The following is a 16,168-nucleotide window of genomic DNA, read 5'->3' as shown; positions in this document are numbered from 1 at the left end:
GGTTGCAAGGCCTACCAGTAGCGCGACCCACCGGGCAGGTTGTCGCCAATCTACGGTTTTGCATCACCCACCCCGCGCAGGTCTAGCGCCGTCTGAGCAAACTCTTCATCCGGTTGCGCAGCAGGCGCGCCATGTTGCGGGTTTCGCGGTAGAGATGCAGCTGCGAGGCGGCCTGGCGGGCGAGGCGGTCGGCGTCCCTTGTCAACCCGATCACCAATGTGCCGACCGGCTTGCGCTCGCTCCACAGCCGGCTCATCACCGGGTGGTCGGGCACGGCGCAGGAATCGGTCATCATGATGTTGGGATCGTCGAGATGCTGCCTGGTGACCTCGATCATCAGCAGCGTGCCCGGCGAATAGGCGGCCAGCGTCTCGTCATAGGCCGTCTTCCAGGTGTAGGCGACGCCAGCCTCGACGAAGACGATCAGGCAAGCGATGGTGCGGCCGTCGAGCGTCAGCGAATGGATGCGGCACATGTCCTGTTCGGCGAGCCGGTGCACCGCCTCGCGGGCGAAGGCGGCGCGGAAGCGGTCGATCGCCATGGCGGTGCGCTCGCGGCCTTTCCAGCCGGACGCCTCCAGCGTCAGGAAGTGCTCGATGGCGTGGCGGATTTCCTCGGGGCCGCGTGCCACGACATGTTCGAGCTTGCCGAGATCGCCGAGGCGCCGCTTCAGGCGGCGGAATTCGCGATAGTGGTGCGCGCGCAGCGAAGCCTTGAGATAATCGTCGCCGTCGAGTTCGCTCTCCAGCACCGGGCGTGAAGTCTGGCCCGTGGTGACCAGCGCCAGGCCACGCGTCTCGGCCACGGTGGCGACCAGGCTCGACACCGGACCGTCGAGCCTGATGTCGGGCAGGACCAGAACTTTCGGCAGCTTGAGATGCGGGCGCGACAGCATCGAGAAGAAGTCCTCGACCACGCCGACCGGATCGTCGCGGTCGATCAGCGGCGTGCCGAGCGGGCCGAATGGGCTCGACCAGGTGCGCATGACCGGCACGCCGAGCGGCACCACCGGCCGTTCCACCGAGATCGGCACCAGCAGCCGCAGCCGGTTGCGGTATTCATCGCCGTCGCGGATCACGGCAAGGCGCACCTCGCGATCTTCCAGCCGGGGCATGGCCGGCGCCAGGAAACGCGGGTTGAAGAAGACGTTCGGCTCGATCGTGCGGGCGCAAAGATAGTCCAGTTCCTCGACTAGGTCGAAGCCGGCCGACGCCGGGTAGATGGCGAGTTTGCGCTCGGGCCGGTTGTTGGCGAGGATCTCGATATGAGCGGGATCGGCGTCGCGCGCCAGCCCGGCAAGGCCGGACACCATGGCGCCGGCGGGACCGCCGCTGGTTTCCTCGAGCAGAGGGATGGCGGCCATCAGGCGGCTCCTTTGGCTGGCACGAAGATCGCCATGACGATGCCGAGCTTGCGCCAGACCGTGAAGGACAGTGCGCCGGCCTCGAAGATCATGGCAAAGGCGGTGGCCATGGCTGCGCCCCACAGGCCGAAAGGCGGGATCAGCACCACATTGAGCCCGATGTTGAAGGCCAGTGTCATGGCATAGACGGCGGCGCAGACATTCTGGTTGCCGCTCATGGTGAGCAGGCTTTCGCAGGGGCCAACGGCGGCGCGCGCCACGACGCCGAAGACGAGTAGGAACAGAAGCGGATAGCCCGATGTGAATTCGGGGCCGAACAGCACCAGCATCGGTTCGCCCAGCGCCAGCACCAGAAACGCCATCAGCAGCGAGGGCCAGAAGGTCCATGATACCGTCTCGCGGGCGAAGGCGGCAAGCTTTTGCGGCTCGCCATGGGTGAACTGCGCGTAGCGCTGGGCGACGCCGGCCTTGACCGCGAAATAGACGAAATGCACCAGCGCCAGCGTCTTGACCGTGGCGAAATAGACGGCGACGTCATTGGGATCCATATAGGCGCCGACCATCAGCACATCGGCGTTGGTGAGCAGGAAGAAGAAGCTCTCGACCAGGAAGATCGGCAGCGAGACGACGAACCATTGCGCGAAATGCACTTTCATCGGGCCGGCCGGAATTTGCCTTTCCATGCGCTGGGTGACCCCGATGAGCTGGGTCAGCGTGGTGGCGTAGGTAGCGGCGATCGAGGCGAAGATCGCCGTCCGCGCGTCGGCGGCGTAGCCCGCCCAAAGCATCAGCGCCATGAACAGCAGGATCAGCACCGGCCGGATCAGGTAGGTCGGCGACAGCGCGAACAACGCCCATGAATTGGCGCGCGCCAGCCCTTGCAGCAAATCCGACAGCGCGATCATCGGCAGGCAGATGACCCCGAGGATGAACGGTATCACGTAGTAGTTTTCGATCCAGGGCGCGGCCAGCCAGACGCCGAGGGCGCCGAGCCCGGCGATGACCGTCGAGGCGATCAGCACGAACAGGCGGCTTGCAACGACGATGCCGCGCAATTCATCCATCAGGCCGCGCTCGCGGTATTCGGGGATGAAGCGGATGACCGATGTGTGGAAGCCGAGGCAGGCGAGGTTGCCGAAGATGACCATCGTCACCCAGACCAGCACGAAGATGCCGTATTCGAAGGAACCCATCCAACGCGCCATCAGCACCTGGCTGATGAAGGCGATGACGGCACTGACGATGCGGATGGAGAAGGCGATGACCGACATGCGGCCGGCCTCGCCGCGTTCGTCGGCGGTGAACAGCACGGCGTCCAGACGGCCAAGCAAAGGCTCCACGCGCAGCGCCAAACGCTGCGGCAAGAACCGTCCGGCAGTCGTGGCCGCGGAAAAGCGCACCCCGATTTCTCTCCGTTTTCCGCCTCTTTTCAGGCTTTGGTGTAGCGAAGACACCTTAAGAAAGCGTGGGTGGGGAGGGCGTGCGTAGTAGCCGAGGGTCGAGCGACGACGAACGGGTGAGGGTGCCGCAAAGGCGGCACAGGCGCAGCGCCGTTTGTCAATCAGTCAGGTCTACCGGCGTCACGTCTCGCCGCGCCTTGCAACATGGTCGATCGCGCAACGGCTGATACCGATGTCCTTCAGCATGAAACAGGGCATGGCCTCCAAGCGACGCCGGCCATGCCGCAGGTGCCATCCGTGTGCAAGCCAAGCGATAACGGCCATCAGGCGCGAAGGCCGGGTGCGCGGCCTCGCCAGGACGACATCGATTTCGGGCATGATTTCTCCTCGCGATGCGCGCGAAAGGCCTGCCGGGACTGGACCGGCAGGCCGGGTGCCGTCAGTCGGCCTTTTTCATGGCGTCGCACGAGACGTTCGGGTTCATGTCGGCGAAGGCGCCGGTCGGGTTTTGCTTCCAGGCCCAGACATGAAGTTCGTAGAAAGGGCCGAGGCCATAGCGGTTGGGAGCGCTGTTGAAGTTGAACAACTGGCCTCCGAGCGAGGCCGGACCCTTCGCGGTGATGTATTCGACGGCCACCAGCTTCAGCGTGCCATCGGACATCGGCTCGTACATCACGGCCTCCGGCTTGGCGAGGTCGATCGCATCGTCCTTCAGATAGGCGCCATTGACGTAATGAATGCCCATGGCGCCGCCAGTGATGCCACTGGCGCAAGGAATCGGCGCATAGCCCTCGGCGGTGGCCGCCGCGACGTTCGCGAAGCGGCTGTTGGCCGCCCGCACCTCGTCGGCAAGCGGATTGTCCTTCCCCGCCGATGCGGCGGTGGAGGCGATCGACGTGATGAACAGCGCGGCAAGGCGCCAGAAATTGACGTTCATTTTGTTCTCCATTGATTGTTGATGATCCGGCAGGCGCCCAGGCCGGCCAGCAAGGCCAGGCCTGGCTGCAGACGCCCGCGGCATGGGATTGGCAGTACGGGACGGGTTCGATCCTCGTCCATCCCGTCTAACCGGACCGCGGTCTCATTGGTGCCACCACCAGTATTCCCAGTAGTCCCGCCGCATCTCGTGCTCCGGCAGACCGACGTCCCGTCTCAAATAATCGTCTTGCGGTGGCAGGCGCCCGCGCCGGCCTCGCAATGGCGATAGCAGCGCGGAGACAATCCGCGATGCGAGACCGCGCCGGTGGGGTGCAGGGTCGAACGCCATGCCGGCGGCCGTTTCGGGAGGGAACAACAGGGAAAACCGCCCACTATCATTGCCCAGGACAATTTCACGCTCATGGCTCCATCCTTGCTCCATTGGATCAGCGATAAAAGTAGGGGTCCAGGACCCTCACCTCCGTGATCTTGTCCACCGGCAGGGAATTCTTCTGCGCCGTGCTGCGGATGGCCTCCGGCGAGGGGGCGTCGTAGATGCAGAAACTCTTGCTCTTGTCGGGCGAGACGAAGGACTGCACCCAGGTGACCCCCTTCTCGGCATTGCGCATGATGATGCCGCCAAGCGCCGTTGCGCCGATGTCGTTCATCGGCAGGTTGAGTCCGTCGGGGAATGTCCGTTCGATCAGATAGCGAGGCATGGAATGGCTTCCTTTTACGATTGATTCACGCTCGAAATGAGCGCGGTCGGAGAAAAACCATGGCCTTCGAAAGCGCGCATCGGAGCCTTTCCCCATATTTCGCGGGACGATTCCCTATGTTTTCGACGTTCGATCTTGGAGCCACACTGCGGATACCGAAGCGTGGGTATCCTGGGGGATGGGGCAGACGACGATACTCATGGGCCAGTAACGATGCTTCTGGAGCGGCAGGCGCAACTTGATCAGTTGGAGGAACTGCTCGCGGCGGCGGCGCGCGGTCGCGGCCGCGTGGCGGCATTGCTGGGTGAGGCCGGCGCCGGCAAGACGGCACTCGTCGAGGCGTTCGTAAGCGGTGTTGGGCAGCACGTTTCCATATTCCGCAGCGCCTGCGAGGATCTGTCGATCCCCGATCCGCTGGGACCGCTCTACGATCTGGCCCGGGATGCGCAGTGGGCACTGCCCCGGGCGATCGATGACCGGCAAGGCCAGCGGCTGCCCCTGTTTTCAGACGCTCTCGAGGTTTTCGAGGCGAGGTCTCGGCCGGGCCTGCTGGTCATCGAGGATATGCACTGGGCCGACGACGCGACCCTGGATTTCGTCCGTTTCCTGGGCCGACGCATCGCCAACACGCATATGCTGGTGCTGTTCACGGCACGCACCGACCGCAGCGAAGGGCAGATGCGCGCGCGTCGGGTGCTCGGTGAAATTCCGGCCGCCAACGTCCAGCGTATCGAAGTGCCGCTGCTTAGCGAAGCGGCGGTGTTGTCGCTTGCCGAAGCCGCCAACCGCGACGGCAGCGCAATCTATCGCGCCACCGCGGGCAACGCCTTCTTCGTCACCGAGTTGCTGGCTGCCGAAAGCGAGATGATCCCGCCGGCCAGCGTCCGCGACGCTGTGCTGGCGCGTGCCGAGCGCCTGTCGCCGGGCGGGCGCTCGATGCTCGACGCGGTGTCGGTGTTTCCACGCCGCGCCGATGTCTGGGCGCTGCGCGGCCTCTGTGGTGTCGCCAGCGCGGGCCAACTGGCGGAATGTGTCTCGAATGGCCTGCTCGACGATCTCGGCGATGGCTATGCCTTCCGCCACGAGATCGCCCGTCGCGCCGTCGAGATGGCGCTGACCCCAAGCCATCGGCGCGAATTCAACCAGCGCGCGCTTTCCGCACTGCAGGAAAACGCCGAGGTGGCTACGGCAAGACTTGTCCACCATGCGGTGGAGGCCCAGAATTTGGAAGCGGTGCGCGAGCTTGCCCCGCTTGCGGCGCGCGAGGCTTCCCGCGTCGGCGCGCATCGCGATGCGGCCGGCTATTACGAGGTCGCCCTGCGGCACGCCGACGGCCTGCCCATGGGCGACCGGGCGAGGCTTTACGAAGGCTATGCCTTTGAATGCCATCTGATCGGCCGCATCGATATGGCCATCGAGGCGCAGGGCCAGGCGCGGCGGTTGCAGCAGGCGTTGGGCGACACGCTCAGGGAGGGCGACAGCCTCAGATGCCTGTCGCGCTTCGCCTATCTGGTGGGTGACCGAGAACAGGCGGACCTGTTCGGGGCACAGGCGGTGGAATTGCTGGAACAGGCGCCGGCCAGTCCGGAGCTTGCCATGGCCTATTCCAATCTCTCGCAGCTGGCGATGCTGGCCGAGAAGCTCGACGAGACGCTGCTGCTCGGCTGCAAGGCAGTCGGTTTGGCCGAACGGTTGAACAAGCCGGAGATAGTCTGTCATGCGCTCAACAATCTTGGCTCCGCCGAGCAGTGGCTTGACCTGGCCAAGGGCCGTCTGCACCTCGCCCGCAGCCTTGACATCGCGCTCGGGCAGAATTTCCAGGAGCACGCCGCACGCGGCTTCACCAATTGCGCCTGCGCCGAAATGAACCAGCTCGACCTTGTCCGGGCGCAATCCTTTCTCGACCGGGGCATTGCCTATTGCGTCGAGAATGACCTCGCGACCTGGCGCGACTATATGCGGGGCGTGCAGGCGCAATTGCTTTTGCGACGCGGCCTTTGGGACGATGCGGCCGCGATGGCTCACGACGTCATCGACGATAGTGCGACCACGGCCCTGGTGCGTTACCCATCCTTGGTCGCGCTGGCGAAATTGCGCATAAGACGAGGCGATCCGGCCGCGCCGTTGCTGGACGAAATGAAGCGGTTCCTAGACAAAGGAATGGAGCTGCAGCGGCTGGTCCCCTACACGGCGTCGATGGCCGAACTGGCATGGCTCGGGCAAGGCGACACCGAAGAGGCACTTCGCCTGATCGACCTGGCCGAAAGCCTGTCGCCGACGAGGGCAATGTTCGCCGAGTTGGCCGTCTGGCGGCTGCTCTTGTCACCTGAAAGCGATCCTGGCGACACGACCGGCATGGCGGAGCCCTATCGCCTGCTGCTCACCGGCGACTGGCGTGGTGCCGCGATGCTGTGGGCCCGGCTGGGCGCTCCGTTCGAACGGGCGCTCGCCCTGTTGTACGGCGACGAGCCGGCGCTGCGCCTGGCCCTGGACATATTCGAAGGGCTCGGTGCCCGGCCGGTGGCCCAGCACGTCCGCGCCGTCATGCGGCAGAATGGCGTCCATAACATCGCCAGGGGACCGCGGCAGAGCACACGCGCCAATCACGCTGGCCTGACGCTTCGCCAAATGGAGGTTCTGCACCTGATCGAGCGCGGTTTCTCCAATAAGAGAATCGCCGAGCACCTAACCATCTCACCGAAGACCGTCGATCATCATGTCTCAGCGGTGCTGGGCAAGCTGGACGCCGTTTCGCGCGGCGAGGCAACCGCCGCGGCGCGCGATTCCGGGCTGATCTGACAATATGGGAGCCGCCCCCGGATCAGAAGTCCGGGGAACACCGATCCTGCAGGTCTTTACGCGAAAGTCCCGTGGCAGTGCTTGTATTTCTTGCCGGAGCCGCAGGGGCAGGCTTCGTTGCGGCCGACTTTGCCCCAGGTTGCGGGGTTGTTAGGGTCGCGGTCCTCGGGAGCGACGATGGCGGTGCTTTCCTGGCGTACCAGAAGGGCCGTTTCGCCGCCTTCGAAATCATTCTCGCCGGTGGTGCCGTCAATATGCGTGCCGAACATGTCGGGCGCTTCAGGCGGCGGCGCTTCGGCGGCCTGGCGGACCAGTTCGACGCGCATCAGCTGCGCGGTGACGGCCTGGCGCAGATTGCCGAGCATCGCCTGGAACAGCTCGAACGCCTCGCTCTTGTATTCCTGCAGCGGATCGCGCTGGGCGTAGCCGCGGAAGCCGACGACCGAACGCAGATGGTCGAGATTGACGATGTGCTCGCGCCACAGATGGTCGAGCGTCTGCAGCACCACGGAGCGCTCGACATAGTTCATCACCTCGGGACCGAAACGGTCGGCGCGTTCTTTTGCCGCGGCGTCGGCGGCTTGAGAGATGCGCTCGCGAATGTCGTCCTCGGCGATGCCTTCTTCCTTGACCCAATCCTCGATCGGCAGGTCGAGATTGAGGAATTCGGCGACCTCGGCCTTCAGGCCGGCGACATCCCACTGTTCGGCATAGGCGTTTTCGGGAATGGCCTTGGCGACGATCTCGTCGATGACGCCCGCGCGCATCTCGCCGATGGTCTCCGAAAGGCCCTCGCCGTCCATCAGCTCGATGCGCTGCTCGAACACCACCTTGCGCTGGTCGTTGGAGACGTCGTCATATTTCAACAGGTTCTTGCGGATGTCGAAGTTGCGCGCCTCGACCTTCTTCTGCGCCTTTTCCAGCGCCTTGTTGATCCAGGGATGGATGATGGCCTCGTCTTCCTTGAGGCCGAGCTTCTGCAGCATGCCGTCCATGCGCTCGGAGCCGAAGATGCGCATCAGATCGTCCTGCAGCGACAGGAAGAATTTCGATCGGCCGGGGTCGCCCTGGCGGCCAGAGCGGCCTCTGAGCTGATTGTCGATACGGCGTGACTCGTGGCGCTCGGTGGCGAGCACGTAGAGGCCGCCGGCGGCCAGCGCCTTTTCCTTCAGGCGCTCGACGTCGGCATTGATTTCCTTTTCTCGCGCTTCGCGTTCGGGGCCTTCCGGCATGTCGCCCAGCTCCTCGGCAATGCGCATCTCGGCATTGCCGCCGAGCTTGATGTCGGTGCCGCGGCCGGCCATGTTGGTGGCTATGGTGATGGCGCCGGGCTTGCCCGCCTGGGCGACAATTGCCGCTTCCCGCTCGTGATGGCGGGCGTTGAGAACCTCGAAATCCGTGAAGCCTTCCTTGCGCAGGCGCTCGGCCAACTGCTCGGACTTTTCGATTGAGGTCGTGCCGACCAGTGTCGGCTGGCCCTTGGCGCTGGCTTCGCGGATCTCCCTGACGATCGCCTTGTACTTCTCCTCGACCGTCCGGTAGACCTCGTCGTCCTCGTCCTTGCGGATGACCGGCAGGTTGGTCGGGATCTCGGTGACTTCGAGACCGTAGATGTTGCCGAATTCCTCGGCTTCGGTCAGCGCCGTGCCGGTCATGCCGGAAAGCTTCTTGTAGAGGCGGAAGTAGTTCTGGAAGGTGACGGAAGCGAGCGTCTGGTTCTCCGGCTGGATCGCCACGTGCTCCTTGGCTTCCAGCGCCTGGTGCAGGCCTTCCGAATAGCGGCGGCCGGGCATCATGCGGCCGGTGAACTCGTCGATGATGACGATCTCGCCGTTGCGCACGATGTAGTCCTTGTCGCGCTGGAACAGCCGGTGCGCCTTCAGCGCATTGTTGACGTGGTGGACGATGGCGACGTTCTCGACGTCGTAGAGCGACTCGCCCTTGAGCAGGTCGGCATCGCGCAGCATGTTCTCCAGCTTCTCGGTGCCTTCCTCGGTGAAGATCGAGGTCTTCTGCTTCTCGTCGATCTCATAATCCTGCGGCTGCAGCTGGATGATGAAGGTGTCGATGGTGTTGTACATTTCCGAACGGTCCTCGAGCGGACCGGAAATGATCAGCGGCGTGCGCGCTTCGTCGACCAGAATGGAATCGACCTCGTCGACGATCGCGTAATTGTGACCGCGCTGCACCATCTGGGCGCGCTCGTACTTCATGTTGTCGCGCAGATAGTCGAAGCCGAGCTCGTTGTTGGTGGCGTAGGTGACATCGGAGGCGTAGGCGACGCGACGCTCCTCGTCCGACAGGCCATGGACGATGACGCCGACCGAGAGGCCGAGGAATTTGTAGACGCGGCCCATCCATTCGGAGTCGCGGGTGGCGAGGTAGTCGTTGACGGTAACGACATGGACGCCGTTGCCGGCGAGCGCGTTGAGATAGACCGGCAGCGTCGCGACCAGGGTCTTGCCCTCGCCGGTGCGCATCTCGGCGATGCCGCCATTGTGCAGCACCATGCCGCCGATCAGCTGGACGTCGAAGGGGCGCATGCCAAGCACGCGGCGCGCGGCCTCGCGGGCGGTTGCGAAGGCTGGGATCAGCAGATCGTCGAGGCTGGCGCCGTTGGCGATATCCTGGCGAAATTTTTCCGTGCGGCCGGCAAGCTCGGCATCGGAGAGCGCCCGCATCTCGTTTTCCATGGCGTTGATCGCCTCGACACGGGGGCGGGTAGATTTGACCCGACGGTCGTTGGAGGAACCGAAAACCTTACGGGCGAGACCGCCGAGACTGACCATCCAATGGTCCTTTCGATAGAATTCTCAATCTTGAGACAGGCGCCGGCCGGCCCCATCACATCCACGTGAACGCACCGCCTGAATACGGGCAAACACAAAAAGCGCCCGGAAAACGGTTCTGGACGCCAAGTCGATGGACAGATAAGAGGGGGCTCAACTGATGTCAACGCCGCGCTGGCCCTGCCGGTCGCGCCAAATTCCGCCACCATCTGGCTGATCTGGAAGCCACCCTCCCTACAATCCCTGACCGGAGTCATCCTTATGTCCTTGTTGTTCAGCCGTGCGTCGCTTGCCAGTCTTGGCCTGGCCCTCGGCCTGTCGGCTCTTTGCCTGTCGCCTGTCACGGCGCAGGAGACCGCTCCCGCTCCGGCCGCCCCGGCCGCGGCGCCGGTCGACCCGAATACGGTGATCGCCACCGTCAACGGCCAGCCCTTGACCGAAGCCGATCTGGTGCTTGCCGAAGGCGAGCTGTCGCAGCAGTTCGCGCAGTTGCCGCCCGAGCAGCGCCGCGCCGCGGCACTTTCGGCGGCCATCGAAATCCGCGTCATGGCAGCCAAGGCGGTCACCGACGGTCTCGACAAGGATCCTGACTTCCAGCGCCGCATGGCTTTCCTGCAGCAGCGCGCCCTGCATGGCGAGATGGTCGAAAAGGGTGTGGTCGACAAGGTCACCGACGCCGAGGTTCGCGCCCGCTACGACCAGGAAATCGCCAACACGCCGCCGGTCAACGAGGTGCATGCCCGTCACATCCTCGTGAAGACGAAGGAAGAGGCCGAGGCGATCATCAAGCAGCTCGACGGCGGCGGTGATTTCCAGAAGCTCGCCAACGAGCACACCAGCGATCCCTCGGGCAAGTCCAATGGCGGCGATCTCGGCTGGTTCGGACCTGGCCAGATGGTGCCGGAGTTCGACAAGGCGGCCTTCGCGCTCGAGGTCGGCAAATACACCAAGGAGCCGGTGCAGACGCAGTTCGGCTGGCATGTCATCAAGCTCGAGGACAAGCGCGCCAAGCAGCCGCCGGCCTTCGACGACGTCAAGGACCAGGCCAAGCAGGCGGTCATCCGCGACAAGTATTTCGCGCTGGTCAAGTCGCTTCGCGCTGGCGCCAAGGTTGAGATCCCCGACGCCAATCTGAAGAAGGCCGTCGACACGCTGGAAAGCGCCAAGTAGGACGCAATCGCGAAGGCGCGGCGAGTGATTGCTCGCCGCGCCTATTTTTTTGCCGTTTTTTAGCGCCTGGGCGTGACGATGCCTCGCGTGACATAGCCAACAGCGGTTCGTATCGTGGCTTCATTCACGTCGAGGCGGTTGGTCAAAAGATGCTTCCAGGCGAAGGACCCGATCAGATCGGCGACCACCTCTGAATCGATATCGTCGGCAATTTCACCCCTTGCCTTGGCGCGGTCCACGATCTGGCTGTTGTGAGTCCGGCGCCCCGTGGCATAGCCGGCGAGCGCCGCGCCGGCGGTCTCGTCCGACTGCGCCTCGGCAATCAGCGACCTGTACACGCTGCCCGAAGGCGTGTCGCGCCAATGCGCGAACAGGTTTTTCAGGAAGCCGACGAGGTCTTCTTCCAAGCTTCCGCTGTCTGGGATGTCGACGCGTTTCTGGCGCTGATAGACTTCGAGCAGCAATGCCGCCTTGCTTGGCCACCAGCGATAGATGGTCGGCTTGCCGGCGCGCGCGCGGCGCGCCACGGCCTCGATCGAGAAGCCGGCATAGCCGCCTTCGACCAGCACTGCCTCGGCCGCCTCCAGGATGGCGTCCGCGCTGTCGGGATTGCGCCGCGCACCGATCGATCTGCGCGCCGTATCCGCCTCCTCGGCCATGCTTTTCGTCCTCGTTTCAATTCGCTGGCAATGATAAGTGATCCCGCCTGCCAATGTGGAAGATCATAGCGCCACGGACCCCGGCGACGCCAACAGATTTGAAATGCAAGCTTGATCCTGAACGGGTTTGCCCTCCGCGGGAGCGACGAAAACGCGCTTGCACCGGCTCGCCGTATCGGGCAAACCGGCCTTCCCTTGCGATTTTCCCGCCCGAGGTCTGAATGTCCACGACGATTTCCCCGCTTGCGCCGAAGAAATACCCCAAAATGCCAGAAATCGAAGGGGTGCGCATCGCCACCGCCGAAGCAGGGATAAAGTACAAGGGCCGCACCGACCTGCTGGCCATGGTGTTCGATGCAGGCACCGCGGTCGCCGGCGTGTTCACCAGGTCGAAATGTCCCTCGGCGCCGGTTGATTTCTGCCGCCAGAACCTTGGCTCGGGCAAGGCGCGGGTGCTGGTCGTCAATTCCGGCAACGCCAACGCCTTCACCGGGCAGAAGGGCCGCGAATCCACCGCTCTGACGGGCGAAGCGGCGGCGAAGGCCGCGGGCTGCACGGCAGGCGAGGTTTTCCTGGCCTCGACCGGCGTCATTGGCGAACCGCTCGACACGGCCAAGTTCAGCCATCTGCTCGCCGGGCTGGTCAGCGACGGCAAGCCGGACCTGTGGACAGAGGCGGCAAAGGCCATCATGACCACGGATACCTATCCGAAAGTGGCGACGGCGACGGTCAAGCTCGGCGACGCCGATGTGACCATCAATGGCATTTCCAAAGGCGCCGGCATGATCGCGCCCGACATGGCGACGATGCTGTCCTTCATCGCCACCGACGCGCCGATCGCGGCTCCTGCCCTGCAGGACCTGTTGTCGCGCGGCACGGCCAAGACGTTCAATGCTGTCACCGTCGACAGCGATACCTCGACCAGCGACACGCTGCTGTTGTTTGCCACCGGCAAGGCGGCAAAGCGCGGCGCGCCCGAGATCACCGATCCCAGGGACGCCCGCCTTGGCCAGTTCCGCCGGGCGCTCGGCAAGGTGCTGAAGTCGCTGGCGTTGCAGGTGGTGCGCGACGGCGAGGGCGCCCGCAAGCAGGTCGAGGTCACCGTCACCGGGGCCAAGTCGGCCCGCTCGGCCAAACGCATCGCGCTGTCGATCGCCAATTCGCCGCTGGTCAAGACGGCGGTCGCCGGCGAGGACGCCAATTGGGGCCGCGTCGTCATGGCCGTCGGCAAGGCCGGCGAGCCCGCGGATCGCGACCGGCTGTCGATCTGGTTCGGCGACAACAGGCTGGCGCATGAGGGTGAGCGCGACCCCAGCTATTCGGAAGAAAAGACCTCGGCCTATATGAAGCGCGACGACATCCGGATCCGCGCCGATATCGGCATCGGCCGCGGCAAGGCGACGGTGTGGACCTGCGATCTCACCAAGGAATATGTCGCCATCAATGGCGACTACCGGAGCTGATCGCCTTGGTTTCGCGTCATCCCGCAAGCATGCTCGCGACCGTGCGGCGCTACGAGGCGGCCGGCTTTCGCGCCTGGCCCGCGGCCGCCATCCACTATGACGGCACCTGGGTGGTGCGCCTGACCGCCGGTCATCCGGCCAAGCGGCTCAACTCGGTCAATCCGCTCGATCCCGGCGACATCCAGCACATCGCCGACCGCATCGGCCGCGCGAGCCGCCGTTTCGACGCGTACGGCCGGCCGCTGACGTTCCGCATGTCGCCATTGTCGGGTCCCGATCTTGCCAGTCATCTCGACAAGGAGGGCTGGAGCCGGTTCGACGAATCGCTGGTCATGCGGCTGCCGCTGGCCGATGCGCAGCTCGACGCCGCCATGGACCAGATCCCGCTCAAGGACATCAGCCGCTTCATCGGCGCATTGCTCAAGGTCAGCGGATCGGACGTGTCGCTGCGGCCGGGCCTGTCGGAGATCATCGGCGCTATCCAGCCTGAAGCCGGGCTGTTCGCACTCGAGGATGGGACGGAGCCGCTGGCGACGCTGATCTGCGTGCATGACGGCGATCTCGCCGGCCTGTTCGAGGTCGCTACCGACAAGGCGGCGCGCAACAAGGGCCACGGCCGCAACCTGATCCTGTCGGCGCTGAAATGGGCGAGGCTGCGCGGCGCACGGGAAGCCTGGCTGCAGGTCGAGGCCGGCAACGCGCCGGCGCTGGCGCTCTACCGCGCGCTCGGCTTCGAGGAAGTCTATCGCTACCACTACCGCCGGCCGCCTGTTCATGGGTGAAATCGGACATGAATGATGTGACGATCGCCGGCAAGCGCCTGCTTCTGGTCGCCGCTTGCGCGCTGGTCGATGCCGATGGTCGCGTGCTGCTGGCGCAGCGGCCGCAAGGCAAGCAACTCGCCGGCCTGTGGGAGTTTCCCGGCGGCAAGGTCGAGCCGGGCGAGACGCCGGAACAATGCCTTATCCGTGAACTGCAGGAGGAGATCGGTATCGAGACCGAGATCCCATGCCTGGCGCCGCTGACCTTCGCCAGCCATTCCTATGACGACTTCCACTTGCTGATGCCGCTTTTTGTCTGCCGCCGCTTCCGCGGCATCGCCCAGCCAAGGGAAGGGCAGGCGCTGAAATGGGTGCGGCCCAAACAGATGCGCGACTATCCGATGCCGCCGGCCGATGCGCCACTGATCCCCTTCCTGATCGATCTCCTTTGAGGATTTGATTGGACCACCGTCCATATCAGCCAGCGTTAATGGAAGATTTATCTCATCATGAAAAATTGATGCATGGCCGTTTTTTCGTGCGGCCGCCGTCATTTCGCTGGGGAGCGATAGAATGAGCCTGGACAGGGATTGGGATTCGATCCGGCCCGAGCGCGGCTTTCGTGTCGCTGATGCGGGCATGGGCGTCCTGCGCCTCACGCTGCTGTTCGGATCGGCCGCCGTGGCGCTGGCGTTGATCGCGACCCCTTTCCTCGACAGCCAGGCGCGTTCGCAAACGGCCCGCGACGGTTTCCCCGGCCTGGACATGACGGCTACCGGTTCGATCAGCCATCGCAGCACCTATACGGTACGCCGCAGCGTGCTGCAGGCCGATCCGGGAGGCGTCTGCATTATCCGTTCCGATGGCAAAAGCAGTGGCGACTGCTGACAAGGCCAGGACATTTCCGACGGTCGGCGACTTCACCGCCTGTTAAGCCTTTGCCGTTAACCTTTCTTAACAGATCCGCTGTAAAAGTTTCGGCAACGGGGATCGAGGTCATGAAAACAGTGCTGGTGCGTTTTCTGGAGGACGAAAACGGCGCCACGGTCGTCGAATACGGTCTGATCATTGCCGTGCTATCGTTGACGATCATCGGCGGTATCGGCCAGGTCTTCAACTCGCTGACCTGGCTGTTCAGCGACAACTCCAGCAGGCTTGCCAACGCCTTTGCGCAATGAGGCTGGTGCCTGCGAACAGGTCAATGCCCATCAGGTCCCTCCAGTATAGTCTTCAGCGAAACCTTGGCTGAACCGGGTTTCAGCGGCTTTTGCTGCGATGCATCGGGCGCCCAGCCGGACATCCAGACCGTCGAGAAGCTTGCCCTGATACGACCGTCGGGGTCGGAAAAGCGTTCGGCGTAGATTTCCGCGGCGCGGGCAAACAGCTGGCGCGTGCCCGGCCGCCGGCTGCGATCGGCCAGGGCGCTGGTTTCGCCCATGGCACGCAGATCCGCCATCAGGGCAAACGGGTTGGCATAGCGCACCGTCACCGTCTCGACGTCGGCGACCGGCAGCGCGAAACCGGCGCGCTGCAGCAACGCACCGGCATCGCGTACGTCGGTGAAGGGGATGACGCGAGGGCTGACGCCGCCGTAGAGCTCTGTCTCGGCGGCAAGCAGGCTTTCGCGCAGTTCCGCAAGCGTGCCGGCGCCTGCGAAAGCGCCGAGAAAAAGTCCGTCCGGCCGCAGCGCGCGACGGATCTGGATCAACATGCCCGGGATGTCGTTCATCGCCTGCAGCGACAAAAGCGATACCACCAGATCAAGACTTTGCGGCTCGAACGGGACGGTCTCCGGCGGCGCAATCAGGCCGGCGGCACCGTTCAGGAAAGCCGCGGCCGTCTCGACACGGGCGAGATCCGCCACCTTGCCGCTCCGCGCAAGGACATCGGCCGCGGCCGATGTCTGGCAAAACAGCACCGCCGCCTTGGCGAACTTTCGCTCGACGGCGCCCAGCCGGTCGGCGAGATCCTCGGCGGCACGGCGCATGAGGAAGTCGGCGCCGTCAACCGGGCGGATGAGCGCGCGCCGCTTGTGCGCCAGCCACAGAGAGGTGTCCATTATAGGCTGCAAGGGATTGATCCTTGTATGTCGGCGCCCTGATATGGTTGGTATGGTGGTGCCGAGCA

15 protein-coding genes are annotated in these 16,168 nt (G+C 64.4%); 7 read left to right on the top strand and 8 right to left on the bottom strand.

Features of this window, described 5'->3' with window-relative positions:
- Positions 1-82: 82 nt before the first annotated feature.
- The 5 genes from FJ527_RS20325 to FJ527_RS20300 all read right to left on the bottom strand — a co-directional run bounded on the left by FJ527_RS20325 (position 83) and on the right by FJ527_RS20300 (position 4,400).
- Positions 83-1,363: a GNAT family N-acetyltransferase gene (locus tag FJ527_RS20325; RefSeq protein WP_140616852.1), complete on the bottom strand. Its 1,281-nt coding sequence runs from the start codon at positions 1,361-1,363 to the stop codon at positions 83-85.
- A complete protein-coding gene (locus FJ527_RS20320; RefSeq protein WP_140823955.1) occupies positions 1,363-2,763 on the bottom strand; it encodes a lipopolysaccharide biosynthesis protein in 1,401 nt (466 codons plus the stop codon). The genes FJ527_RS20325 and FJ527_RS20320 overlap by 1 nt, the downstream gene beginning before the upstream one ends.
- 180 nt (positions 2,764-2,943) lie before the next feature.
- Positions 2,944-3,141 (bottom strand): DUF1127 domain-containing protein, encoded by a 198-nt coding sequence (locus tag FJ527_RS20315; RefSeq protein WP_140823954.1) that lies wholly within the window; start codon positions 3,139-3,141, stop codon positions 2,944-2,946.
- Positions 3,142-3,202: 61 nt separating this feature from the next.
- On the bottom strand, positions 3,203-3,700 hold the full coding sequence (locus FJ527_RS20310) for a hypothetical protein (RefSeq protein ID WP_140787749.1): 498 nt from the start codon (positions 3,698-3,700) through the stop codon (positions 3,203-3,205).
- A 427-nt stretch (positions 3,701-4,127) separates the two neighbouring features.
- Positions 4,128-4,400, bottom strand: a complete 273-nt coding sequence (locus tag FJ527_RS20300; protein ID WP_023770749.1) for a DUF4242 domain-containing protein — start codon at positions 4,398-4,400, stop codon at positions 4,128-4,130.
- A gap of 213 nt (positions 4,401-4,613) precedes the next feature.
- Here FJ527_RS20300 and FJ527_RS20295 point away from each other — a divergent pair, with 213 nt between their 5' ends.
- Positions 4,614-7,199, top strand: a complete 2,586-nt coding sequence (locus FJ527_RS20295; RefSeq protein ID WP_140713085.1) for an AAA family ATPase — start codon at positions 4,614-4,616, stop codon at positions 7,197-7,199.
- A 56-nt stretch (positions 7,200-7,255) separates the two neighbouring features.
- Here FJ527_RS20295 and secA read toward each other — a convergent pair whose 3' ends face one another.
- The gene (gene secA, locus FJ527_RS20290; RefSeq protein ID WP_015315583.1) at positions 7,256-9,988 is read right to left on the bottom strand and encodes a preprotein translocase subunit SecA; all 2,733 of its coding nucleotides are present in this window, start codon (positions 9,986-9,988) and stop codon (positions 7,256-7,258) included.
- Positions 9,989-10,249: 261 nt separating this feature from the next.
- Between secA and FJ527_RS20285 the strand changes: the two genes are divergently transcribed.
- Positions 10,250-11,158 carry a peptidylprolyl isomerase gene (locus FJ527_RS20285; protein WP_140823953.1) on the top strand — a complete coding sequence of 303 codons (909 nt, stop codon included), beginning with the start codon at positions 10,250-10,252 and terminating at the stop codon, positions 11,156-11,158.
- A gap of 59 nt (positions 11,159-11,217) precedes the next feature.
- Here FJ527_RS20285 and FJ527_RS20280 read toward each other — a convergent pair whose 3' ends face one another.
- Positions 11,218-11,817, bottom strand: coding sequence for a TetR/AcrR family transcriptional regulator (locus FJ527_RS20280; RefSeq protein WP_140713089.1), 600 nt, complete (start codon positions 11,815-11,817; stop codon positions 11,218-11,220).
- Between the two features lie 221 nt (positions 11,818-12,038).
- Between FJ527_RS20280 and argJ the strand changes: the two genes are divergently transcribed.
- The 5 genes from argJ (at position 12,039) to FJ527_RS20255 (ending at position 15,219) form a co-directional block, all read left to right on the top strand.
- Positions 12,039-13,280, top strand: a complete 1,242-nt coding sequence (gene argJ / locus FJ527_RS20275) for a bifunctional glutamate N-acetyltransferase/amino-acid acetyltransferase ArgJ (protein ID WP_140823952.1) — start codon at positions 12,039-12,041, stop codon at positions 13,278-13,280.
- A gap of 29 nt (positions 13,281-13,309) precedes the next feature.
- A complete protein-coding gene (locus tag FJ527_RS20270; RefSeq protein WP_140824012.1) occupies positions 13,310-14,062 on the top strand; it encodes a GNAT family N-acetyltransferase in 753 nt (250 codons plus the stop codon).
- Positions 14,063-14,070: 8 nt separating this feature from the next.
- Positions 14,071-14,493 (top strand): (deoxy)nucleoside triphosphate pyrophosphohydrolase, encoded by a 423-nt coding sequence (locus FJ527_RS20265; protein WP_140823951.1) that lies wholly within the window; start codon positions 14,071-14,073, stop codon positions 14,491-14,493.
- A gap of 121 nt (positions 14,494-14,614) precedes the next feature.
- Positions 14,615-14,929 (top strand): hypothetical protein, encoded by a 315-nt coding sequence (locus tag FJ527_RS20260; RefSeq protein ID WP_015315589.1) that lies wholly within the window; start codon positions 14,615-14,617, stop codon positions 14,927-14,929.
- 110 nt (positions 14,930-15,039) lie between these two features.
- On the top strand, positions 15,040-15,219 hold the full coding sequence (locus FJ527_RS20255) for a Flp family type IVb pilin (protein WP_015315590.1): 180 nt from the start codon (positions 15,040-15,042) through the stop codon (positions 15,217-15,219).
- Between the two features lie 20 nt (positions 15,220-15,239).
- Here FJ527_RS20255 and FJ527_RS20250 read toward each other — a convergent pair whose 3' ends face one another.
- A complete protein-coding gene (locus tag FJ527_RS20250; RefSeq protein WP_140823950.1) occupies positions 15,240-16,112 on the bottom strand; it encodes a methyltransferase domain-containing protein in 873 nt (290 codons plus the stop codon).
- Positions 16,113-16,168: the final 56 nt, after the last annotated feature.

The organism is Mesorhizobium sp. B2-4-18, assembly GCF_006441385.1.
In the GTDB taxonomy this organism is placed as follows: Bacteria; Pseudomonadota; Alphaproteobacteria; order Rhizobiales; family Rhizobiaceae; genus Mesorhizobium; species Mesorhizobium australicum.
This window is presented reverse-complemented; position numbering and strand designations above follow the sequence as displayed.